The following is a 21698-nucleotide window of genomic DNA, read 5'->3' as shown; positions in this document are numbered from 1 at the left end:
CCACTAGCCGCGAAAAATCGGAATATTGCCGTCTGGATTGCGACGATCGCCAGCCTCGACCAGAAGTTCGCGCAGGCGTTCGATGTTTGCCTCGCCCCGGGCCAGGGAATCGGCAGATGTATGAACTGAATAGTTGCCCAGGTGGAGGTAATGCGGGTGCGGCGCGGCCGAGCCGATCACGAAGATGGTGTCGCTGGTCGGGCTCGCCTCTAAGGTGATCGGCTGCTGCGATTGTTGGAAGATGAGCATTTCTCCCGCGTCGGCAGGCGTGGCTCCGACGAGCTCGCCGGTGGCGACCGCCAGCCAGGAGACCGTTTGCGCGTCAGGCGGCGAGAATGTCCAGGACGTCCCTGCCGACAGTTTCAGCAGCAGGTAGGTGATGCCATCGGGCGAACGCGCCGGACTGCGCGCGCCGTCGTAGCTGCCGAGGATGACGTGCGCCGGCCCAACGGTCGGAACGTGCTGGGCTTCCACATACTGGCTGTCGACGTCCGAGTGCTCCAGCTCGGATGGTAGTGCGAGCCAGAGCTGGAAGCCCTTCGCTGTTGGCGAGGTGCCGCCGGAGAGTTCCTTGCCGTGCCACACCCCGTTACCAGCGCGCATCCATTCAAATCCGCCCAATCCGAGCTGGCCGGTGCCGTCGATGGCATCGTCGAAGCGCAAATTCCCTTCGACGATCACGGTGATCGTCGCGATCCCGGTATGCGGATGAACGGTGAGCCCGCCGCGCGGATCGTGGAGGTCCAGGTCGAACAGATCCAGGAACACAAAGGGCTTGAGCTGGCGACCAAAATCCGAGGGACTCATCAAGCGGGTGATGGGGCCGTGCGTATGGCCGCGGGTGCGATAGGTCACGCGGCGAGGGCCGTCCGACGCCGGGGCAAGTTCGCTGACAGGGTTCATTTTGTTCTCCATTGAAAGTGGGTACGACTACGGTTGTCGAGGGTTTGGCTTTCTTGCCCCATCATCGCGGCGCAGGTTCGGTCGACGCCGGTGTGCATCGCTTTTAAAACCGGTATTGCACGCTGAGGCTGACAAAGCTCAGCGGATCGCTGGCGCCCGTCTCGCGCAGGAACGCGCCCGGCTTGGCGTAGGCAACCACCGCTGTCGACGACCAAGCCGGGGCCAGCGTCCACGTGGCGCCCAGCGATGCGATGGTTGCCACATAGCGGGCGCGGCTTTCGCCAGCGGCGCGGATCAACATGCCGTTCGGGGCATACACGCCGTCGCGCGTGCTCTGCCGCCAGAAGAAGTCCAGGCTGGCGTTCAACTGTACCTGCGGCACCGGCCGCATGCTCAGCGCCGGGTGGATGTTGGAAAAGTTTCGCGGCCCGAGCGTCGCCTCGTCGCCGAAATAATTTCCGCGCGGGTAGATGGGATTGGCCGTGCCGAGGCGGTTGTCATGCGGGTCCTTGTCGCCGCTGGCGATGGCAAGCAACAGGGCCGCCCTTGGCTTTCCTGCGACGTCGTCGAAGGTGTAGCCGGTATCGGTGGCAAGCGACCAGGCGTGGATCCCGGCGTTACCGAAGCGTCCCCCCTGTAAGATAAACTCGCCGTTCCAGTCCCATCCCTTGCGGGCGCCGAAGACACGGGTGCCGGCCGACCAGCGGCGTTCGTGCGCCACGCCCTGAATGTAGCGCGCGGCCGTGTCTTCGGAATGCAGCAGATAGACGTCCCAGGACGTGACGCCGCCCATGCGGGTGGCATACACGCCCCGCAATGCCTGGCTCTGGGAGCGGGCGTCGTCGAAGCTTCCCTGACGGTTCTGCCGTGGCGCCCCGGCAAAGGCGTCGACACGCCAGCGCTCGCCGCTCGCGTAGGCGCGGACCGCGTCGAAGCTGCGCCTTACGTTCGGGCCTTCGCGTGCGTCGATGACGCGGCCCGAGCCGAACTGCAGCTCCTGAACCCCGACCCGCATGCCGACGCCGCCTCCACTACCGGCCGAACGCCATTCGACGAACAGGTTGGTCGGATCGAGCCGGTCCTCATCCACCGGCGTTGGACCGCCGGCGCGGCCGTTGGTAGTGGAACTGGCCAACTGCGCGAAGCCGCGCCAGTGCGCGCCCAATCGCAGGTCGGCGAAAACCGAAGCGCGCTGCATCAGCACACCCCACTTGTCCTGCCGATCGGCGCCGTAACGCGGATTTTCGGCATGCTCGTATCGCCAGCGCAGATCGCCTCCAACACTTAGACGCACATCTTCTGCAATCGGCCTGTCCTTCCAGCATGCGATGTTATCTCCGGCGCATGCCTGGCGCTGCGCACTGAAATCGTCGTCGTAGCGCAACGGACGGAACTGCGCCAGCGCGGCGGTTGCCGTCAGCAGCAAAGGCAGGCAGAGCCATGCTTTTCCGGTGTTAATCGACATCACCACGATTGCGGATAGCCGCCAAAGTGTTTAAGTGGCGACCACACCGGCAGGATTTCCGGCAATACCGGCGACAGCGACTGGTAGTCCTGTGCGCCATACACCACCCGGCCATCCATGACGGTCAGGACCGAGGCGATGGATTTGATCTGGTCCTCCGGCACCGAAAAGTAGTCGCGGTCGAGCACGGCGAAGTCGGCAAGCTGGCCGGGCGCGATCATGCCCAGTTCGGATTCGGCATTCATGAACCATGCGGCGCCGCGCGTGAACAGTCCTAGTGCTTCGATGCGCGACAGGCGGTTATTCTTTGCCAGCAGCGGCGTGCCGGAGATGGAGTTGCCCGATACCATCCAGCTGATCCCGACCCACGGATTGAACGACGCCGCCCGGAAGGCGTCGGTCGTCATGGCCAGGGGGATGCCGCTGTCGACCAGTTCTCGCAGGCGCGGGGTCAGCGATGCCTTGTCGCGGCTGTAGGTCTTGATGAAGGCCTCGCCGTGCAGCGCCATCTTGGTGTCCAGCGCGATGCCGCCGCCCAGCGCCTTTACCCGGGCGATGTTGGCCGAGCTGATGGTCTCGGCGTGTTCGATGCTCCAGCGCAAACCGTCAAGTGGCGTCTTTTGGTTCAGCTTTTCCAGCGCGTCGAGGAAAGGCGTGATGTTCTCGTCGTAGCTGATGTGTTCGCGGAACGGAATGCGCCGCTCGACCAGCTTGGCGATGTCGCGTTCGACCAGTTCGCGCATTTTGGCCGGTTCGATGACCACCGCCGGATGGTCGAAATTCTCGTGATCGTGCACCTCTGCGGACAGCAACTCGCCCGCGCCCTGGTAGACGTGGCCGTGCGCCAGCTGCGGATACAGGTTTTGCCCCGGGCTGATCGGCGCGGTCTTGGTGATTGCAGCGATCTGCGCATCGACCATGTTGAAATCGGCGCCGGCGCCGAACTGAATATCGATGAAGGGCATGCGGATATTGAGCCGGTTGTCGCGCGCCAGCGCATTCACGGTAGGCAGCGCCTTTGGATAGCCGCGGCTGCCAGTGCCAGCATCGACGATCGAAGTGATCCCGAAACGGTTCAGGCTATGGACCGTCTGGACCAGCGAGCTGACACCCTCGTCGAACGAGAGTTGGGGAACCATGGCTTCGATAGAGAGGAACAGGAACGTGTTGCCGTGGACGACGCCGGTGTACTTGCCTTGTGCATTCTTCTCCAGCACCGTCCCCGGCACATTGGGAAACTTGTCGGTGCCCACTCCGAGGGCGTCCATCGCCTGCTGATTCATGTAGGCGTGATTGTAGGCGTACTGGACCAGCAGCGGGCGGTTGGGGACGGCCTTGCGCAGTTCGTCGATGGTGGGGAAGCGCTTTTCTGCGAATTGATAGGGCGACCAGCCACCCACGACCTTCACCCACTGGCCCTCCGGTGTGCGTTTCGCTTGCTCACCCAGCATGGCCAGGGCGCGGCGCAGCGTCGGCACGCCGTCCCAGCGCAGCGTGTAGTTGTAGCCACCCTCGTTGAGCACGTGGGTGTGGGCGTCGATGATACCCGGAATAAGACGCCGGCCGTGGGAATCGATGACCCGGGTGTTGGCGCTCTTCAAGCCCAGCACCTCGGCGTCGGTGCCGACGGAATAGATACGGCCGTTCCTGACCGCCAGGGCCGACGCCTCTGGTTGCGCCCGGTTCCCGGTGAAGATCTTGGCATTGTGCACAATCAGGTCCGCGCCGGACGCCTCTTGCCCGGTTTGCGCATGCGCATTGGTGAAGCCGATCACCGTCATCAATCCGATCATTAATATTAATTTCACTGCCATTCCCCATGTCGATTTATTTAAAAGGACCTTGCGAAGCCATGTCGTGGCGCGCCGCTTTCGTCTCGTTCTCGCAACTCATCGTAGCGCGCCGGCATGCAATCTGGTAGCCGACCAGGGCGGGAAACTGTGTCGCTTTGGCAGGAACGGTAGCCGGCGTTCCGCAATCGGCGACACAGAAACATACAATGCCGCACTAGCGTTTTCACGACCGTCGCTGCACTATTCCGGACGTTGACGACCCCAGGAGTAAAGTGTAGCGAAGAGAGACCGTGCCGATCCTGCGCGGGGAAGGTCGCCGACGCTCAAATTCATACCAAGATAAAAGGAACGCTATAGTGGACATCGAAGAGTTGCGCACATTTGTGGAAGTGGCCGATGCCGGCGGCATCTCGGCTGCCGCGCTGCGGCTTGGCGTGGCCAAGTCGATCGTCAGCCGCAGGCTCAACCGGCTGGAGGAGGAATTGGGCGTGCAGCTGCTGTCCCGGAACACCCGTGGCGCGGCGTTGACGGAAGCTGGCGCCGCGTTCCGGCAGTCGGCCGACAAGATCTGCGCCGAGATCGATATGGCGAAGGAAACGATCGCGCCCGCCGGCGACCTGCGCGGCCGCCTGCGCATCGCCGCTCCACTGACGTTCGGCCCGACCCATTTCGCGCCGGTGCTTGCGGAAATGGCGCGACGCCATCCGCGTCTGCAAATTCACACGTGCTATAGCGACCATCTGGTCAATCTCATCGCAGAAGGTTTTGACTGCGCAATACGGGTGGGCTGGCTGCAGGACTCGAACCTGGTAGCAAAATGCGTTGGACCTGTTCATGGCGTCACCGTGGCCAGTCCGGAATACATCAAGGCACATGGGGCGCCAACGACACCCGAAGAACTGCTCGGCCACGAGGCACTGATGCAAGGCACGGAACCGTGGTCGTTCCTGGATGGCGACAAAACCATCACGGTGCGTCCGCTAGGCCGATTCAAGGCCGATAACGGGGCTGCGCTTGTGGCGGCGACGGTCGCCGGCCTTGGCATCGGCTATCTGCCCGCCATGCTGGTTCAGGAACACTTGCGCTCCGGCGCACTTGTCCAGGTAATGACGGATTATCCGGTACCGCAGGCGGCAGCGTACGTTGTCCGGCCGCCCGGGCTGCATCCCTCGAAGAAGATCGGCATTCTGACCGAGTTACTTGTCGAGTATTTTGGCACGATGCCCGAGGTCGCGCCCGCATCGCCCGGTCTATGACCTTGATCGCGCCGCAGCTAAGGACGCGACGGCAGAACGTCCGCCTGTAGCCAGGCTTTCACCGCTGCCGTGTCGTTGATGTTTCCAGTAAACACGCGCGTCGGTTTTTGCGGCACATTGTCGTCGCGCTCACGACCGTCCCGCGTCATGACGGGCACATAGACAGTCCCATTGCCGCTGGGTAGCGGTGTGCCGAATGGCGTTCCGGTGCGGGAGTCGACCGACGTGTCCACGCCAATTTGTTCGACGCCTGGAAAACGCTTGAGTTCATCGACAAACGCGATACAGGCGCTAGCGCAACTGTAGTCGGTCAACACATACACTTTCGCCTTGACCGGATTGGCGGGTGCCTGCCGAGGCTGAGGTATCTGGGAGGCTTTTTTCGGCGCCACCAGAAGCGGTTTTCCTGCCTTCAGTGCCGCTGCGAACTCGGTGTTATGCGGATCGAACCGCTCCCCATCCGGCGGTGGAACGAGCGCATCTGTTTCAGCGGCGACGTCCTCGTTGAAATACGCCAGGATTTCCGGCGTGAGGCGGAAGACGGCGGAGATTCCCAGGCGCGCCCGAGCGTAATAATCGGTGTACTGCCCGCCATACAATGCGCGCAGGAAGCCCATAAACCATTCGTATGGACCGCCACCATTGCCGCGCACATCGAGCACGATGACGGACTTGCTGCGCAGGCCAGGCGCTTCGGCGAATAATTGTTTGAACGCCAAGCCTTCGTTCTGCGTGCCGGGCAGGAAAATACCCATCCGTACCCAGGCGCCGTCGGCACCGAACGCGCTGATGGCGGTAAGGCGATCGGGTGGCGGCGTAAGCGCGTTCACGGCAGCATTGATTTGGCTGGCCGGAATGGCACCCCACGCTAGCGCGATCTGCTTGCCGCCGATGGTGCAGCTTTTCGGCCGTGGCAAGAAGGGGTTGCCGGCATCGCGGAAAATCAGCGGCGCCGCCTCGGCGCTGGTCGACTCGAGGTCGAAAATCATTTGTTCGTAGGTCGCTATGCCGCGGATCCAAGACGCCATCGGCCGGCCATCGCATTCGCTGATCTCCTGACCGTCCGAGATAGCGCCCTTGCTCGCGGCGGTGTAATAACGCAGGTTGCGATAGACAGCAGAGAAACCCGGCCATTGGTAGGCGTTGGGCGACAAGGCGTATGCAACCGACAGGTGCATATCCTGAAAACTGCCGACAAAATGATTCAATGCGTGGCGATAACCTTGGTAGTTGTCCACGTGTGGCAACTCCTGTTCCAGGATACGTCGCGCCTGCGTGAGCCGCGCCGAGTAGGCGTCCGCGTCGGGATAGACGGCGCCAATCGACTGGCGCAGCATCCAATCGCCGACAAAATTGGCATCGGCCCGCGTCATCATCTGCCAGGCATTGGACTGCGGTGCAGCGTGCGCAAGCGCCGGGACTATGCTCAGCAAGGCCAGCGCCAGAGTCTTTTTGGTGAATGTAGCGAAAATCATTGAATGCTCCGGTTTGCCTTCGTCTGGATTAAGCTGCGCCGATCAGGCGTCACCTTGGTCGAGGAAAACATGGAGAGACTGAATCAGGTTGTTCCGGATGCTGGCGACGTCAGTACCGGTGACCAGTACCGCACCGGTTGCGGCAACCGCGCTCCACTGCAATCGTCCAGCCCCGTGATGGCCGACCGCTGGCCGGATGGCGCGGAATGTCACTCCCGCGGGCAAATGATCGAGCAGTTCGGTCACCGCCTGCGAGATAGGCCCGTGGCCTTGCACCGATCGATCACGCTCGTACAGTTGCGCATCCGGATGGTAAAGCGACCCGAGTGCCTCGATACGGCGGGCGGGATCATGCTCATTGAAGACGCTCGCCAGGTTGGCCTGCATGATCGCATCGTAATCGGTCCGGCTGTCGTTCGACATTGGTTCCACCTCGTCGGTAGGGCGCGATCCATGTGCGATGCGGTCAACGACACCGGCAATCTCTACCCTCGCTCCGGCCAGCGCCAGTTCGCGAAAATCCGGACCGAAGCCGATTTTCTCCGCACGAATAAACGTGACGTCGGAAATGCCGATAAAACCTAAAAGTTGTTTGAGGTAGGGCTCCTGGAAGTCAATCTTTTTCGATGGTCCCTCCGAATAGACCCCGCCGCGCGATTCAACCACAATTGCGCGCTTGTTGATCAACAGCCCCGTTGGGCCGCCAGCGCCGTAGGAAAATGTGACGCGCGGGCGCAGAACGTGATCGAACCAGGTACGCAACGATGATGGAATACTAAAGTTGTACATCGGCGCGCCGATGACGATCGCATCCGCAGCTGCTAGCTCGGCAATCAAGGTATCGGACAACGTTTGCGTTGCCCGTTCTGCTTCCGTGCCAGCAACGGCTCTGACGCCTGCGACAGTTGTGGCGGTGAGATGCGGAACAAGGTCCAGGTCGACATCCCGGTGGGTGAATTGCGTGCCAGGCCTGGCTGCGGCGATGCGTTGGACGACCTCGTCCACGAGATCCCGGGATACCGACGAGCTACCAGAGGCGCTGCTGTTTATGACCAGGACGTGATCCAAAATAGGCTTCCTAAAGATTTTTATTGGGGAAAATATAGCATCGTCGCGTCGGCACTGGTAGCCGTAGCTTCCGACGATCTATGTCGCGACATGTGGAACACTTTTTGCGGAGCAGGGATATTCATCGCTGCACGACACGGCTTGAAATTGCCGGTCAGGGTCCGCCATTGGGTGAAATCTTGTCGAAATACTCGATGAGCAGATCGGTCAGCACTTGTATTTTCCTGGCCGTGTTCCGGCCTGGCGGCCGAACCACGTAAGCGCCAGCCGGCGGTATGGGATATCGGGGCATCACCTGAACCAGGGCGCCGGACTTTAAATGTTCGTAGACAAGGCCGCTGGGAAGATAGCCGATGCCTAGCCCCGCCAGGGCGGCCGCGACGAGCGCCGTGCCGTTATCGGCCTTGAAACGGCCTTGTGGGCGAATAACGATGACGTTCCTGCCATCCTGGAAGTGCCACGCTTCCGTTCCTTGCATCAGGACCTGATGATTGAGAAGTTCGGCGGGACTCTCCGGTTCCCCGTGTGCTGCGATGTATTCCGGACTCGCTACAACCGTTCCGTATATCGGTCCGATGCGCCGTGTCACCAGGTTGGAGTCCTGAAGAAAGCCAAGCCGGATCGCACAATCATAACCGTCCGCGAGAAGATCGATCACATGATCGCTGTAGCAAGTGTGAATTTGCAGTCGCGGATATCGCCGTGCCATTTCCGCCAGAATGGGCGCGAAATGGGTGGGTCCGAAAGATAGCGGCGCCGCGATGCGCAAGCGCCCCCGAAGGTCGCCGGCGGGCGAAATTGTCTCCTTCGCCAGATCGATCTCGCTACAGGCTCTATCGGCGAAGTCCCGAAACGTCGTGCCGGCTTCCGTGAGCGCCGCGCCGCGGGTTGTGCGCGAGAGCAGCTGGACGCCGAGATCCGCTTCCAGGCGGCCGAGCCGACGACTGACAATGGACTTGGAAACGCCGAGCCGAAGCGCGGCGGGCGAAATGCCTCCAGCATCGGCCACTTCAACGAACGTCTTCAACTCTTCTAGATCCACTTCGACGGCCCCCTTTTGATCGTCATGTAACTACGGTGCGGCTTGCAAGAGCGAGACGATATCAACCGCGGGACATATCATCAATGTCTAATCCTGCGCTTAACAGTCGGATCGTGCTATGTTAGGGGCAGCTGCCGGCGCAGCTTGTTGAGTCAGCGTAGAATCCTCTGAAGTCTCTTAATTACGTCATGTATGAACAGTGTTTGTAATTCCTCCATAGTGCCGCCGTTACCTGAAAATGTGCTCAGCCTGAACATGTCGCAGCGGGCATGGAACGGCGTACACCTCAGTGTCGCCGCCTATTCTTGCAACGGCGAAGTGCTCCACAAACTCCCGCAAGAGGATCGTGCGCGGTTGAGTGTGGTTTTGGAGGAAGTTGGCGGCGCTTGCGAGCCTCGGCTCCACGCCAATAGCCCATGTCCGATCGCGCATGCGCCGCGACACATACTCTACGCGCCAGCCGGTATGGAAGTCTGGGGCTATACCAAGGATGCGCGGCATATTGTTGATGCAACGCTGGCTTTCGACTTCGCGATGTTTAGCGAACGTTTGGCAATGCCGATCGACCCCAGCCTGAGCGGTAATCCGCAGTTGCGGTTCGTTAATGCTCGCATTGCAGCCTTGGTCGAACTGCTGGCGCAAGCGATCGGAAATCCGGACCCCTCCATGCAACTGTACGGCGATGGGATCACGGTTGCCATAGCTTCGCAACTTTTTGTGACGCAGAACACGCCTGTAGCCTATACGGGAATGCTGGCGCCATGGCAGTTACGGCGCGTTGTCGATTACATGGAAAACCACCTCCCGCAGCGCGTTGAGTTGGCAACTCTTGCCGGCTTGATTAACTTATCTCAAGCGCATTTTAGCCGCGCGTTTAAAGCGTCGACTGGATTGGCTCCGTATCAATGGCAGCTTGACGCTCGAATTCGACGCGCGCAAATATCGCTGGTGCACTCCGAGGCGTCCATCAGCGAAGTGGCGCTCGCCACTGGTTTTTCGGACACCGTGCATTTTGCGCGCACATTCCGTAAGCTCGTTGGAATCACCCCCGGTGTCTGGCGGCGCGAGCGCAAGCGATAGGCCGGTCCGGGCGCGATCGCGTGTGGCGTTTTGCGATGGGTGTTATTCTTCTCAAACGATTACGTGTCGACCTATCGAGCATCCATGATTTCTGCGAACAATACAAAAGATTTGATCTCCCTGCTGTCGCTCCAGCCCCATCCGGAAGGAGGCCACTTCAAGGAGACCTATCGCGGCCAAACGCGCGTGACCAGCGGGAAGGACTCCGCTAGCTATTCTGCCTCCACCGCAATCTATTACATGCTCCAAGGCAGGGAGAAGTCAACCTGGCACCGCATCGCATCGGACGAAATGTGGCATTTTTACGAGGGTATGCCTATTCGGATCTATGTTCTGGAACCAGATGGAAGTCTCAAGGTTCTCAGGCTGGGGAATCCTCTGCGGCATGACGGCGCAAGTTTTCAGGCACTGGTGCCTGCGGGGCAGTGGTTTGCCGCTGAATGCGAGGACCATGAAGGCTTTGGCCTGGTGGGATGCACGGTGGCGCCGGGCTTTGAATTCCAGGATTTCGAGATTGCCGATAAAAGTTTTCTTGAACAGCATTGGCCTGAACACGTTGAGTTGATCGCACGCCTGGTACAGTGATCAGATTGCCAATTGTTGCCGCGCGAAGACGGCGTCGGTGTATCCCTCGCCTGAACCGTCTTCGGCGGCGCGCAGCGCGCGCGCCGCACAGCAGCTGATTTTTACGGTGCCGGCCGCACAAATTCCTCCATCACAGCCTTGCGCAACAGGGCCGGGGGCACCAGCCCTTGGGCAAGCACGAAGTCGTTGAACTTCTGACGATTGAAACGGTCGCCCATCGCCACTTCGGTCGCCTGGCGTGTCTCCATCAGGCGCTGGTAGCCGTAGAAGTAGGATGTGGCCTGGCCCGGCAAGCGGAACGTGTACCGTTGCACCTCCTGGGTCGCCATGCCCTCGGACAGGCCGACCTCCCGCATCAGGAAGTTCTTGACACCATCGGGCGTGATCTCCCCCAGGTTGACCATCGGGTCGAGGAAGGCGCGAGCCGCTCGCATGCCCCGCGCCTGCAGCGCGAACAACTGGCCGTCGAGCGGCTCGTAGGGCTGCATCTCCGCCTCGGCGTACAGCGCCCAGCCTTCGACGTTGACGCTGTTGAAGGCAAACACCGCGCGCGCCGTCGATACCCCGTTCTCCATCATCTTCGCGAACTGCATCTCGTGTCCCGGACGCGCTTCGTGCGCCGTAATCGACCAGGTTCCGGCTTGATGGGTGAAGTCGTCGAACACGAGTCGCTTGCCGGTGGCGTCGGGCGGCATGCCGGTGGTCAGCACGAATTCGCCGTACTCGCCAGTGTTGCCAATCAGGCGGGGAGGGCTCATGTGCGGCGCCGGCTGCGCCGCGTTCTCGGCCATGGTCGCTAGCCGGATCACGGCGCGCCGTTCTGGCAGGGTGACGACCTCATGCTCACGTGCCGACTTTTCCAGCGCGGCCAGGCGCTCGGCATACAGCGGCATCACCTTTTCGGTCGGGATCTGCTGCTTTTTCAGTTCGAGCATGACGGCGCGGTAGTCGGCATTTTTGAAGCCACGCTCTTTCGCCAGCAGGTTGGCCGTGATCTGCATCTGGTTGCGGATTTCCGCGAACGAGGTGAGCGACTTCGAGATCAGTTCCTGCGGGCTGATGTCGACGCCGTAATTCTTCAGCTTGTCGGCATAGACTTCCGGCGGCAGGCGATGGTCAACCCGGGCGCGCGGCAGGATCTCCGCTTGCACCCGCGCGTTGTAGGCCGTCAGCTGTTTTTCCAGCGCATCGAAGCGCGGTTCCCAGCCCGATAAGGCGCTTTTCGCCAGCAGCTCGCGCATGCCGTTGAGCAGGGTCGGGGCGTCATTGATCGCCTGTTCGACCTCGCCCTTGTAGGGGCCCAGCAGTTTTGGGTCCGCTTTCAGGCGTTCCTGCAAGCGCTCCTGCGCCAGTTCCGTCACCGGCCGGTAGCCCTTGGCCAGGCCCGCGTACTTGTCCAGGCGCGCCAGCAGCGTCTGCTGGCGGGCTGGCGGAACGCGCGGGTCGAGCATCGCGCGCACGACGCCGAAGACCATCCCGGTCAGGTCTTGGTAGGGCATGAAATACTTGCGTTGCAGGGCATCCGTCTTGAGTTGGTCCTGGGCCTTGTCGATCAGGATCTGCAGGTCTTGCCGGACCCTGCTGTCGCCCTCGCTGCCCAGGCGTTGTTGCAGCTCGGTGATGGCTGCGCGCAGGTCGCGGTTCGAGGCGTCGAACTGGTCGCGCGAAAGGTCGACGATCTGCTCGTCGTAACCGTCGACGCCGAGACTGCTGGCGCTCTCGGGCGAGTATTTTGCGAGGACGTTCAGCAAGACCTGGGAATTGGTATTGCTTTTCGTGACCCATGCCGGCTCGGCGGCCAAGGCGGGCAAGGACAGCACTGCGGTGAGCAGACCGAGCATGGCGGTTCTGGCGAAGGGTGGGGTGGGCGGCATTCGATTCCTAAATAAGAAAAACAGTGTGTGGTTCGACGTCGGTGAGATTTTCGTCAAACGAAGTACGTCGGTATTGGAGGCGGCAGACGTGTTTAATAGCGCGTATAAAGGAATGCAGTGTTTCTGATGATGTTGTCCATGAGTGGTTTGTCGAAGGCGCTACTGTAAAATAAATTTTCGCTGCCTGCCTGCGGCGTGCGACAGACGGTCGCAATAGCGGAACAGACAGCGAAAACAGGCGCTCTGTTAATTTTGCCCGGGCGTTGTGCCGCGGCGTCGGATATGGCTTATCGTCGCGCGTCGTCGTACGGATAAATCAGCTCGCCTGAACGGTACTCGTTTGGGGACAGTACGATCTGGCGCAGGCCGTCACGAAATTGCGCAACTTCGTTGCCTTCGATGCCTTGAAATTGCACTTGCAGTACGCGCGGTTGTGCCCATTCACCGTTCCTGCCGAAACGCATCGATCCCATCACGGTATCGAAGTTCGCATTACGGGTATGCTCAGCCAGCGCGACATCCTCGACGCTGCCAGTCGCTTTTATTGCCTGCGCCAGCACTTGCATCTGCGCGTAGGCAAGCGGGGCCATGTAGTGGCCGAGCAGATCGACATCTTGTACCGCTGCCCGAGCCTGGTAGGTTTGCAAAAACTCGCTCACGCCCGGAAACATTAAAGCTTGCACCGGTTGCCAATACTCGTAATTGACGAAGCCATTGAGCAGCGGTCCAAGCGTGGTTTTGACAGCGGTATTTTGCGGCCCGATCATCGCGCCGCCAACCATGCTGGGACGAAAAGCATGAGCATGGATCGTACTTACCAGCTCAATGGAATCGTTTAGATAGGAACAGAGAAACAGCAGGTCGCATCCGCTTGACGCTACCGCATCGATGATGGGCTTGAAGTCCTTGGTGTCCAATGCATACCTGGCTTCGTGAACGATCTCAAGCCCGTACTTGTCGGCATTCGCCTTGGCGCCGGAGACCGGATGATGAGCGAATTCGGCATCTGCGGCAACGATCGCCACGGTTAAAGGCCGCGGCGCCTGTTGCGTGGCCAGTTCGAAGAAACCTTCCGTGAGCGCAGCGTTGGGATCCTCGCCGGTGGGGGCCATGGCGAAGTAATTCGGATACGCGAAGCCATCGTTGGCGCCCAGGCCCATCAAACCGATGAAGAACCGCTGTCTCTGGATAATGAGCGGCATCGCTGCACGCAAGGTGTTGGTGCCGTAGCCGCCGATCAGTAGATCCACCTTGTCCAAGTCGATCAGCCGTTCGTAAAGCGCGGCCGCATTGGACGCTTGCCCCTCATCATCGTAGCAAATCAGCTCAACCTGGCGTCCCAGCAAGCCACCTTGTCGATTGATGTCCTCCAGCCAAATGTCGTGCGCCAATGCCGCCGATCTGCTGTTGCCTGCGATTGGGCCTGTCAAGGAAAGGCAGTAGCCGATGCGCAGCGGCTTCGCGTCACTATGCCGGGAATTTTTTTGCATACGATCTCCTGATGGCACCGAAGCGCGGCTTGACCTTCCATGCCACGGTGCGTGCTTCCAAAAACGAGACGATATCAATCTCGTCAAACGTCATCAATGTCTATTCCTGCGATTAACAGTCAGATCGTGCTATGTCTGGCGACGGGAGCGCTGTGTGGCCTTGGCGCGCCCTGTATCGGTGTTCCATATTCTGCGTGTCTCTTGTGCTGCGGATGCCACTAGCTGCACGCTAATTCGAATGTTACGATTTTGCCGCGCGTCCTACCTCTCGATGGTAGGACACGCGCCCTTGTAATCTTATTTTCAAAGGAAACGTCATGATAAATTTGGATGGGAAGCGGGCGTTGGTGACCGGCGGCTCGCGTGGGATCGGCGCCGCGATTGCGTTGGCGTTGGCTGAAAATGGAGCTGATGTGGTGTTCACCTATCAGTCTTCGTCCGACAGGGCGGAGGCGGTGATCAAATCCATACAGGGTACGGGGCGCCGGGCGGTGGCGATTCAGGCTGACAGTGGTGATCCCGAGGCTATTGCGCGAGCGGTAAGCGACGCCGTCGCCGCGCTCGGTGGGCTCGATATTTTGGTCAACAATTCTGGCAAAGGCCTCTACGGACCGGTCGCCGATATTAACGTCGACGAATATCAGTCGATGATGGATACCAATGTCCGTGCACCCCTGTTATTCGCAAAAGCGGTTATTCCGCATTTGAAGGCGGGGGGGCGCATCATCACCATCGGCTCGGGCCTTGGAGAGCGGGTCCCGTTTCCAGGTATAACGGCGTACGCCATGTCCAAGGCCGCGCTGACGTCCTTCACCCGGGGGCTCTCGCGCGAACTGGGCCCAAGCGGTATTACCGTGAATCTTGTCCAGCCTGGGTCCGTGAATACGGAGTCGAATCCGGCGCACGGCGAGGCGGCCGACTTCCAGCGCAGCTTGACCTCGCTGGGACGGTACGCCGAACCCCGTGAAATCGCCAATACGGTGGTCTTCCTCGCCAGTTCCGCGGCAAGCATCGTCACCGGCGCCACCTTGACGGCGGACGGGGGCGCGATCGCGTAAAGCGCGCGCTTGTGGGGCTGCCCGCTGGACAGCCATGTGCCGGGATCTGCTGATTCCTGGGATGGCGACATCCGCGGGCATTTTCGGATCGCTGGCTGATTTGCTCAATCGCCGCCGGTTTGTTCCCGGCGCGGACACGGTCTTTATCTCGTCGCTCTGGCGCTTAAAACCGCGCTCAAAGGTTGCCGTGCGAAGACGGCGTCGGCGAAGCGTTCCCCTATCAGACGGTGCGTGGGCGTGTCCGGGTGCAGTGCGTCAGGTAGCGGATGCTGCTGGTTGTCCATTTCACCGTAGAGCTGAGTGCCGTCCAAGTAATGAATATTGACGTCCATTTTTGCCCGCTGCCGGACGATCGCCTGTAGCTGCTCGCGAATGACGGCCAGGGTCAACTTGCCTTGGGCGATATCGCCTTCGGCACCGGAGGCCCTGAACAACATTCGTCCCTCGGCTAAAGCCGCCGTGTCGAACACGGTGGGGCCCGGCCGATGCTCGTGTATGGGACAGAACGTGGGTGACACGACAACCAGGGGTGTGCTGGGGTGGCCGTCCCGCACCGTGTCGAGAAATCCGTGGACAGAGGAAATAAAGGCGCGCAAACGCATCATATCCGTATTGACCAGATTAATGCCGATCTTGATGCTTATGAGGTCGGCCGGCAGATCGCGAATGGTCCGGGCGGTGAAAGGATCGAGCAGGCCGTTTCCGCCGAACCCGAGGTTTACCAGATCGACCGCTGCCTTGGTCGAGGCCACTGCCGGCCAGGTTCCCGAAGGATGCGTCGCATTGGAACCCTGGCTGATCGAACTGCCGTGGTGAACCCACCGGCGTCTGGCGTGAGCGGTGACCGGTGTGACATCGGCGTCGGAGCGCAAGGCTACCAGCTCGGTCTTCTCATCGTGCGGCAGCCATATCTCGATTGTTTTCCGGCCATCGGCGAGACCATCAAATCTTAACGTCTGGACCGTACCCGGCGTGAGGGCGACCGAACCGGCCGCCATGTCGATGTGCAGCGCGTTTCCTCCCGTGGCGCTTAGTTGATGTGTCAATCGGCCGTCGGTAAACAAGTCGTACACCCCGTCTTTTCTCGGTGGCATGTTTCGGTACACCCGCTTGGTAGGCAGGGTCAGCAATTCCAACGTTGTGGACGCGGTCCGAAATGCCAGGCGAACTCCCGCTGGTTGCGACTCGGCCATCGTCAATTGCGCGTCGCTATGCTGGGCGCGTGCCCATGCAGGAAGTCGATGTGGCAGATGGCCTGACTCGGTACGTTCGATCTCGACCGCGCCGTGGATGAATTCCGGCGATAGTGGCGTGTTAAAGGTGAGGGGCGCTGGGATCACGAATGTCTTTCAAGTGGATGGCGTTTCCAACCGTTGAGTACGGCGTCGAGGGCTTCGATGGTTCGGTCCCACGAGGTGTCGATCGCTGGCTGGCTATGATCGAAACTGCCGGCAAGTTCCAGCATTGGAAAGCCGAGAAAAACGCTACCGAGCAGGCGAATGGCGTGCGTGCACTCGACCTCGTCCAGGGCATAGCCGCGCAATACAGCACGCATGAGACGGGAGATCCTGAGCCCGCCGTTATCGTCAGCTAACGGTCCCTGCAGTCGGTGGCGGGCTGCCTCGAACAGGCCCGGATGTTCCCGCGCGAACGCGCGATGAACGTTGGCGATCGCGGTCAGGGCAGCTTTGCCCGATCGGCCGGCGACCGCTTGCTCAGCCCGACTGGCAAGTTTACCCAGGGACAGCAACGCAACACGCGCTCTCAGATCCTCGGAATTTTTGACGTGCGAGTAAAGGCTCGCCACTTTCATGTCGAAGCGACGTGCCAGTTCGGTGAGCGTTATGGACGAAAAGCCGATTTCATCCGCTAATTCCCCTGCGGTTTTCGTCAGCAGCTCCGGCGTCAGGCCAATACGAGGCATTTCATCTGTCTCCTAATCATATTAGGATTATGCCTAAGGCAATTAGGTTTTGTAAAGCGCGGTGTAATCTGTGACGGATTGGCTGGGGCGCAGAGGGCGCCCCAGCCAATTGCCTTATCCGGCGGAAATGTCCATCCGTCCACCTGGGAAAGCCGCGTGCACGTGATACACGATCGGTTCCGCCGCAAGATACGCCTGCAGCCTCGCCATGAAGACTTGGTGGTCTTCACTTGGTTCGAACCCTTCCGTATGGTCCTCGAGGGTCCGCCATCGCACGATCAGCGTGAAATGCGATCGCGCCTCGACCCCTTGCGTGAGCACGTGGCCTTGGTAGCCCTTGGCGCGCGCCAGCAGATGGGTTACATCGCGAAACGCGCTGGTAAAGGCGTCGATATCGTCGCCTCTGACCGGCAACGAAGCAATTTCGTAGATCATGACTTCCTCCGTTGACAGTGTTTAGGACTTTGCCTGGCCAGCATTCGCTTCCGGAACGACCGCGATGGCGACTTTCCCGCGCAGTCCGTTATCACGGCTTTCCAGTCGCGCATGGGCAAGCGGAATCTCTGCCAGCGAGTACGTCGCGCCTATATGCGGACGCAATTGACCGCGTTCCACCAACGCCTTCAGTTCATCGAGCTTGCCGCGGTTCTGCCGCGTGAACACGAAGTGATAGCTCGCGTTCTTGCCCCAGGCCTGGATCAGGTTTTGCGGCTTGGCCAGATCGACGATCGAGACGACCCGGCCGAGCTGGGCGAGCGCGTCCGGCGAGCGGGTGAGGGTGTCCCCGCCGATCGTGTCGAAGATGACGTTGACGCCCTGGCCCGTCGATTCGCGCATGATGACTTCGACGTAGTCTTCCTTTTCGTAGTCGATCACGACGTCGGCGCCCAGGCTGCGGACAAATTCAAACTGATCCGCACGTGCAGTCGTGTACACCTTCGCGCCGATCGCCTTCGCCACTTGAATTGCCACGTGACCCACACCGCCGGCGCCGCCGTGCACCAGAACGCTTTCCCCGACGCGAAGTTGCGCGCGGCCGACCAGCGCTTCCCACGCGGTTCCGCCAACCAAGGTCAGGCTGGCCGCTTCCACATGGCTAAGCGAGGCAGGCTTCTTGCCGATGATGTTTTCGGCGGCGACGTGGTACTCCGCATAGCTTCCCGGACCATCGAAGATCTGCGGGGTGTACCACACCTCGTCACCCGGAACGAAGGACGTGACGCCCGGTCCGACTTCTTCCACCACGCCGGAGACATCGTGGCCGGTGATGGCGGGCAGGCGCACATAGTCCTTGTAATCCCCGCGACGGACCTGGTAGTCCAGTGGGTTGATCGAAGTAGCGTGCACGCGCACGAGCACCTGGCCGGCGCCGGGTGCCGGCTTCGGTACGTCGACCAGTTCGAATGCATCGGTACCGCCAAAAGTGGTGAGTGTCATTGCTTTCATTTTTTTTCCTCGTTTCGTTAAAAAGAGATATCGAAAATTATCGATATGTTGTTGCAAAAAAAATTTACAGGTCTTTGCCTATCTGTTGCGCCAGTGAACGGATGGCTTCCTCGTTGCGCTTATAGTACGTCCATTGCCCTACACGCTGGACCTCCACCAAACCTGCCCGCTGCAGTGTCGCCAGATAGTTGGACACCGTCGATTGCGACAATCCAACTCCCTCCTGGATACTGCTGACGCAGACGCCGACCGTATGCACATCCCCCTCGTCCTGCGGAGGAAAGCTATTTTCAGGGTCCTTCAGCCGTTCCAGGATTTCAAGCCGGGTGCGGTTCGAGAGTGCTTTGAATATTTCAAGTAAGTCCATACAACACAGTATATCTAGATTTCTCGATATGTCAACTTGATCTTCAATTAAACCGCATCTTGGCCGCATGGCCGCGGCCGACATCACCGCAGCATGCACGGCATCTTGTTATCGAACTTCCAGCCCGGAATCAGGTACTGCATCGCCACGCCATCGTCGCGCGCGCCCAGGCCCATGCCGAGGTAGAGCCGGTGGGCGGCCTCGACGGCATCCATGTCCAGTTCGACGCCGAGACCCGGCTTGGCCGGCACCTTGACCATGCCGCCTTCGATCTTCAACGGCTCGCGCGTCAGGTGCTGGCCGTCCTGCCAGATCCAGTGGGTGTCGATGGCGGTGATCTTGCCGGGCGCGGCGGCCGCCACGTGGGTGAACATCGCCAGCGAGACGTCGAAGTGGTTGTTCGAGTGCGAACCCCACGTCAGGCCCCATTCGTGGCACATCTGCGCCACCCGCACCGACCCCTGCATGGTCCAGAAATGCGGATCGGCCAGCGGGATGTCGACCGATTGCAACTGGATCGCGTGGCCCAGCTCGCGCCAGTCGGTGGCGATCATATTGGTGGCGGTCAGCAGGCCGGTGGCGCGGCGGAACTCGGCCATGACTTCGCGGCCGGAGTAGCCGTTCTCGGCGCCGCACGGATCTTCCGCGTAGGCGAGCACGTCGTGCTGGTCGCGGCACAGGCGGATTGCATCCTTGAGCAGCCAGCCGCCGTTGGGGTCGAGCGTGACGCGCGCGTTCGGGAAGCGTTCGGCCAATGCGGTGACCGCTTCGATTTCCTCTTCGCCCCGGAACACGCCGCCTTTTAATTTGAAGTCGTTGAAACCGTAGCGCTGGTACGCGGCCTCGGCCAGACGGACCACGGCCTCCGGCGTCAGCGCCGCTTCGTTGCGCAGGCGCATCCAATCGTCGGCGGCGTCGGCCGGCGTGCCGGCGTAGGGCAGGTCGGTGGCCTTGCGGTCGCCGATGTAGAACAGGTAGCCCAGCATTTCGACGGCGTCGCGCTGCTGGCCGTCGCCGAGCAGGGCGGCGACCGGAACGTTGAGGAACTGGCCCAGCAAGTCGAGCAGCGCCGCCTCCAGCGCGGTGATGGCGTGGATCGCCACGCGCAGATCGAAGGTCTGCAAGCCGCGGCCGCCGGCGTCGCGGTCGGCGAAGGCCCGGCGCGCATGGTTCAGCACGGCGTTGTAATCGCCCAGCGCGCGGCCGACGACCAGCTCGCGCGCATCCTCCAGGGTCTGGCGGATCGCCTCGCCGCCGGGCACCTCGCCGACGCCGGTGCGGCCGGCGCTGTCGGTCAGAATCACCAGGTTGCGGGTGAAGTAGGGGCCGTGCGCGCCGCTCAGGTTGAGCAGCATGCTGTCGCGGCCGGCGACCGGGATGACGCGCATGGCGACCACGCGCGGCGTGTCGTGGACGGAGGGTGTGGGTTGTTGTGACATTGTGATTCCTGGTCTGTGCACGCGAATGATTGCGCTATCATTCGATCATACCGGCCGCCCCTGGAAAATTCAACACAAATTTGGTCATCGGATTGACTTTTAAGCTGGTGGTAATGATTGAAAATGATGCGCTACTGTATAATCCGTTGTTATGGATAACAAAAAAACCGTCAAGCCTGTTGTGAAGAAGGCAAAGCCCGCCACTAAAGGCGCCGCTAAGGCCGCCGGCAAAAACGCCGCCAAAGGCGCTGCGGCCAAGCTTGCGGCCAAAAACGCCGACAAGAACGATCTGCGGGTGCTGCATACGTCCACCGCCGACCTGAGCGTTAGCGGCGCGACCTTAATCGACGTCGCCAAGGTGGCCGGGGTGTCGCCGATCACGGTGTCGCGCGCGCTGAACCAGCCGCATCTGGTGCGCCCGAACACGGTCGCCAAGGTACAGGAAGCGGTGCAGCAGACCGGTTATGTCAAGAACATGATGGCCGGCGCGCTGGCGTCGAACCGCAGCAAGCTCATTTCGCTGGTGCTGCCGACCATCGCCACGCCGATCTTCGCCGACATGGTGGAGGCGGCCAGCGACCGGCTGACGCAGGCCGGCTATCAAGTGCTGCTGGGTTTGTCGCGTTACGAGGCCTGGCGGGAAGAGGTGCTGGTCGAGACCATTCTGAGCCGGCGTCCGGACGGCGTCATGCTGACCGGGACCTTGCATACCGATATCACCCGCCGACGCCTGCAACTGGCGCGGATACCGGTGGTGGAGGCGTGGGACATGTCGCCGTCGCCGATCGACATGGTGGTTGGTTTCTCGCACGAGGGTGTCGGCCACGCGCTGGCGCGGCATCTGGTCGAGCGCGGCTACCGGCGCATTGCCGTGTTGTCGGCCGACGATCCGCGCGCCGAGCGGCGCAACCAGGGTTTGCAGGCAGAGCTCGCCAGAATGGGCATCGCCGTGGCGGCGGTGCAGACGATGCCGCCGCCGACCACGATGCAGGCCGGCCGTGAAGGGTTGACGCGGCTGCTGGCGCTGGCGCCGGATATCGACGCTGTCTACTGCAGTTCGGATACGTTGGCGCACGGCTTGATGATCGAGGCGATGAGCCGTGGTATGAAGGTGCCGGAGCAGCTGGGAGTGATCGGTTTCGGCGATCTGAATTTTGCGGCGCATACGCATCCGCCGTTGTCGACGGTGCGGGTGGACGGGCGCAATATCGGGCTGGTGGCGGCGCAGGCGATCCTCGACCGCATCGATGGCGTCACCGGGGATCAGGACACGGCTTCGCGCGTGTTCGATACCGGGTTTGAGTTGATCCAGCGCGGTAGCACGTAAATTTGCCCGCGCTGAATGCCGACCTCAATACACCTTGGCGACACGTAGGGCGGATTAGCGAAGCGTAATCCGCCATGCATGCGCCGTCGGCGGCCCAACGATGGCG

At 61.0% G+C, this 21698-nt stretch carries 19 protein-coding genes; 5 read left to right on the top strand and 14 right to left on the bottom strand.

Translation table 11 applies throughout. The features are described from left to right. Window positions 1-3 precede the first annotated feature (3 nt). From NHH73_21145 to NHH73_21135, 3 genes are all read right to left on the bottom strand, one after another. On the bottom strand, window positions 4-903 hold the full coding sequence (locus NHH73_21145; GenBank protein ID USX25100.1) for a pirin family protein: 900 nt from the start codon (window positions 901-903) through the stop codon (window positions 4-6). A gap of 103 nt (window positions 904-1006) precedes the next feature. Continuing rightward, window positions 1007-2368, bottom strand: coding sequence for an alginate export family protein (locus NHH73_21140; GenBank protein ID USX25099.1), 1362 nt, complete (start codon window positions 2366-2368; stop codon window positions 1007-1009). Then, a complete protein-coding gene (locus NHH73_21135; GenBank protein ID USX25098.1) occupies window positions 2368-4176 on the bottom strand; it encodes an amidohydrolase in 1809 nt (602 codons plus the stop codon). Before NHH73_21135 ends, NHH73_21140 begins: the two co-directional genes overlap by 1 nt. Window positions 4177-4517: 341 nt before the next feature. Here NHH73_21135 and NHH73_21130 point away from each other — a divergent pair, with 341 nt between their 5' ends. Further along, on the top strand, window positions 4518-5417 hold the full coding sequence (locus NHH73_21130; protein ID USX25097.1) for a LysR family transcriptional regulator: 900 nt from the start codon (window positions 4518-4520) through the stop codon (window positions 5415-5417). Window positions 5418-5434: 17 nt separating this feature from the next. Here the strand turns inward: NHH73_21130 and NHH73_21125 are convergent, their stop codons facing one another. The 3 genes from NHH73_21125 to NHH73_21115 all read right to left on the bottom strand — a co-directional run bounded on the left by NHH73_21125 (window position 5435) and on the right by NHH73_21115 (window position 9002). After that, window positions 5435-6892 (bottom strand): S41 family peptidase, encoded by a 1458-nt coding sequence (locus NHH73_21125; GenBank protein USX25096.1) that lies wholly within the window; start codon window positions 6890-6892, stop codon window positions 5435-5437. Window positions 6893-6934: 42 nt separating this feature from the next. Further along, window positions 6935-7960 carry an NAD(P)H-dependent oxidoreductase gene (locus NHH73_21120; protein ID USX25095.1) on the bottom strand — a complete coding sequence of 342 codons (1026 nt, stop codon included), beginning with the start codon at window positions 7958-7960 and terminating at the stop codon, window positions 6935-6937. Window positions 7961-8114: 154 nt separating this feature from the next. After that, a complete protein-coding gene (locus NHH73_21115) occupies window positions 8115-9002 on the bottom strand; it encodes a LysR family transcriptional regulator (protein ID USX25094.1) in 888 nt (295 codons plus the stop codon). Between the two features lie 192 nt (window positions 9003-9194). Here NHH73_21115 and NHH73_21110 point away from each other — a divergent pair, with 192 nt between their 5' ends. After that, entirely contained in the window at window positions 9195-10082 is an 888-nt protein-coding gene (locus tag NHH73_21110) for an AraC family transcriptional regulator (GenBank protein USX25093.1), read from the top strand. A gap of 84 nt (window positions 10083-10166) precedes the next feature. Continuing rightward, entirely contained in the window at window positions 10167-10667 is a 501-nt protein-coding gene (locus NHH73_21105) for a cupin domain-containing protein (GenBank protein ID USX25092.1), read from the top strand. A gap of 101 nt (window positions 10668-10768) precedes the next feature. Here the strand turns inward: NHH73_21105 and NHH73_21100 are convergent, their stop codons facing one another. Continuing rightward, window positions 10769-12541 carry a DUF885 domain-containing protein gene (locus NHH73_21100; GenBank protein USX25091.1) on the bottom strand — a complete coding sequence of 591 codons (1773 nt, stop codon included), beginning with the start codon at window positions 12539-12541 and terminating at the stop codon, window positions 10769-10771. A 287-nt stretch (window positions 12542-12828) separates the two neighbouring features. Beyond that, window positions 12829-14031 carry an amino acid ABC transporter substrate-binding protein gene (locus NHH73_21095; GenBank protein USX25090.1) on the bottom strand — a complete coding sequence of 401 codons (1203 nt, stop codon included), beginning with the start codon at window positions 14029-14031 and terminating at the stop codon, window positions 12829-12831. A 317-nt stretch (window positions 14032-14348) separates the two neighbouring features. On the opposite strand from NHH73_21095, the gene NHH73_21090 reads away from it, so the two are divergent. Then, window positions 14349-15089: an SDR family oxidoreductase gene (locus NHH73_21090; GenBank protein ID USX25089.1), complete on the top strand. Its 741-nt coding sequence runs from the start codon at window positions 14349-14351 to the stop codon at window positions 15087-15089. A gap of 143 nt (window positions 15090-15232) precedes the next feature. On the opposite strand, the gene NHH73_21085 is transcribed toward NHH73_21090, so the two are convergent. The 6 genes from NHH73_21085 to gudD form a co-directional block, all read right to left on the bottom strand. Next, window positions 15233-16429 carry a GDSL-type esterase/lipase family protein gene (locus NHH73_21085; protein USX25088.1) on the bottom strand — a complete coding sequence of 399 codons (1197 nt, stop codon included), beginning with the start codon at window positions 16427-16429 and terminating at the stop codon, window positions 15233-15235. Next, on the bottom strand, window positions 16426-17013 hold the full coding sequence (locus NHH73_21080) for a WHG domain-containing protein (GenBank protein ID USX25087.1): 588 nt from the start codon (window positions 17011-17013) through the stop codon (window positions 16426-16428). The genes NHH73_21085 and NHH73_21080 overlap by 4 nt, the downstream gene beginning before the upstream one ends. Window positions 17014-17127: 114 nt before the next feature. Continuing rightward, a complete protein-coding gene (locus tag NHH73_21075) occupies window positions 17128-17448 on the bottom strand; it encodes an antibiotic biosynthesis monooxygenase (protein USX25086.1) in 321 nt (106 codons plus the stop codon). 21 nt (window positions 17449-17469) lie between these two features. Continuing rightward, the gene (locus NHH73_21070) at window positions 17470-18459 is read right to left on the bottom strand and encodes a zinc-dependent alcohol dehydrogenase family protein (GenBank protein ID USX25085.1); all 990 of its coding nucleotides are present in this window, start codon (window positions 18457-18459) and stop codon (window positions 17470-17472) included. A 64-nt stretch (window positions 18460-18523) separates the two neighbouring features. Further along, window positions 18524-18826, bottom strand: coding sequence for a helix-turn-helix domain-containing protein (locus NHH73_21065; protein ID USX25084.1), 303 nt, complete (start codon window positions 18824-18826; stop codon window positions 18524-18526). An 83-nt stretch (window positions 18827-18909) separates the two neighbouring features. Continuing rightward, window positions 18910-20265 (bottom strand): glucarate dehydratase, encoded by a 1356-nt coding sequence (gene gudD, locus NHH73_21060; protein ID USX25083.1) that lies wholly within the window; start codon window positions 20263-20265, stop codon window positions 18910-18912. Window positions 20266-20416: 151 nt separating this feature from the next. Between gudD and NHH73_21055 the strand changes: the two genes are divergently transcribed. Continuing rightward, window positions 20417-21592 carry a LacI family DNA-binding transcriptional regulator gene (locus tag NHH73_21055; protein USX25082.1) on the top strand — a complete coding sequence of 392 codons (1176 nt, stop codon included), beginning with the start codon at window positions 20417-20419 and terminating at the stop codon, window positions 21590-21592. Window positions 21593-21698 lie beyond the last annotated feature (106 nt).

Source organism: Oxalobacteraceae bacterium OTU3CINTB1 (assembly GCA_024123955.1).
Lineage (GTDB): Bacteria > Pseudomonadota > Gammaproteobacteria > Burkholderiales > Burkholderiaceae_D > Rugamonas.
Note: the sequence above shows the minus strand (reverse complement) of the source record. Positions and strands in the feature narration are given on the sequence as shown.

Bases quoted from the DNA above. Each gene is read 5' to 3' on its own strand.
- NHH73_21090 (USX25089.1), top strand. From the start codon at position 14,349: ATGATAAATTTGGATGGGAAGCGGGCGTTGGTGACCGGCGGCTCGCGT.
- NHH73_21125 (USX25096.1), bottom strand. From the start codon at position 6,892: ATGATTTTCGCTACATTCACCAAAAAGACTCTGGCGCTGGCCTTGCTG.
- NHH73_21145 (USX25100.1), bottom strand. From the start codon at position 903: ATGAACCCTGTCAGCGAACTTGCCCCGGCGTCGGACGGCCCTCGCCGC.
- NHH73_21100 (USX25091.1), bottom strand. From the start codon at position 12,541: ATGCCGCCCACCCCACCCTTCGCCAGAACCGCCATGCTCGGTCTGCTC.
- NHH73_21095 (USX25090.1), bottom strand. From the start codon at position 14,031: ATGCAAAAAAATTCCCGGCATAGTGACGCGAAGCCGCTGCGCATCGGC.
- NHH73_21065 (USX25084.1), bottom strand. From the start codon at position 18,826: ATGGACTTACTTGAAATATTCAAAGCACTCTCGAACCGCACCCGGCTT.
- NHH73_21070 (USX25085.1), bottom strand. From the start codon at position 18,459: ATGAAAGCAATGACACTCACCACTTTTGGCGGTACCGATGCATTCGAA.
- NHH73_21055 (USX25082.1), top strand. From the start codon at position 20,417: ATGGATAACAAAAAAACCGTCAAGCCTGTTGTGAAGAAGGCAAAGCCC.
- NHH73_21110 (USX25093.1), top strand. From the start codon at position 9,195: ATGAACAGTGTTTGTAATTCCTCCATAGTGCCGCCGTTACCTGAAAAT.
- NHH73_21080 (USX25087.1), bottom strand. From the start codon at position 17,013: ATGCCTCGTATTGGCCTGACGCCGGAGCTGCTGACGAAAACCGCAGGG.
- NHH73_21140 (USX25099.1), bottom strand. From the start codon at position 2,368: ATGTCGATTAACACCGGAAAAGCATGGCTCTGCCTGCCTTTGCTGCTG.
- NHH73_21105 (USX25092.1), top strand. From the start codon at position 10,167: ATGATTTCTGCGAACAATACAAAAGATTTGATCTCCCTGCTGTCGCTC.
- NHH73_21075 (USX25086.1), bottom strand. From the start codon at position 17,448: ATGATCTACGAAATTGCTTCGTTGCCGGTCAGAGGCGACGATATCGAC.
- gudD (USX25083.1), bottom strand. From the start codon at position 20,265: ATGTCACAACAACCCACACCCTCCGTCCACGACACGCCGCGCGTGGTC.